Below are 767 nucleotides of genomic sequence, written 5' to 3'. Positions count from 1 at the left end.
GATGCAGCACACTTTTCAGTGCGTGATAACGGGCAGATCAGGAAGCTGGCTGCATATGTGATTCTCGCAGTAAGTTTGACAGGTCACAAGGAAGTTTTATCCATACATATCGGAGAAAACGAAAGTGCAAAATATTGGCTTGGAGTCCTGAATGAACTGAAAAATCGCGGCGTAAAGGATGTCCTCGTGATATGTGCCGATGGTCTTTCGGGTATGAAAGAAGCCGTAAATACGGCATTTCCACAGACAGAATTACAACGTTGTATCGTTCATCAAGTAAGAAACACGCTGAAATATGTTGGTGCAAAAAACAAGAAAGAGTTTGCCAACGATTTGAAAACCATTTATCACGCACCGTCTGAGGACGCTACACTTAAGCAGCTTGAACGTGTCACAGAAAAGTGGGAGAAAGATGATCCAAACGCCATGAAGAGCTGGTACAAAAACTGGGATGTGATCTCACCGATCTTCAAATTTTCCGCTGACGTGAGAAAGGTCATTTACACTACCAATGCGATCGAGAGCCTTAACAGCGGCTATCGTCGTCTGAACAAACAGAGAAGCGTGTTTCCCAGCGATACGGCACTTTTAAAGGCTTTGTATCTGGCAACCCACGAGATTACAAAGAAGTGGACGATGCCGCTGAGAAACTGGGGCAGAGTTCTTGGCGAGCTGGAGATCATGTACCCCGATAGACTGAGCTGATCCGGCACGGTCAGTCTGCTTCCATTCCGCTACGCTCCATTTCAGCAGACTGACTGTTGAAG

The 767-nt window shown here is 46.2% G+C and carries 1 protein-coding gene; it reads left to right on the top strand.

Annotated elements, in window-relative coordinates:
* On the top strand, positions 1-705 hold a 705-nt coding region (locus DXB92_RS12270; protein ID WP_117734094.1), incomplete at its 5' end, for an IS256 family transposase.
* Between the last annotated feature and the right edge of the window lie 62 nt (positions 706-767).

The organism is Ruminococcus sp. OM06-36AC (assembly GCF_003438725.1).
Lineage (GTDB): Bacteria > Bacillota > Clostridia > Oscillospirales > Ruminococcaceae > Ruminococcus_C > Ruminococcus_C callidus.
The sequence above is the reverse complement of the archived record's forward strand: the minus strand, read 5'-3'. Positions and strand labels throughout refer to the sequence as shown.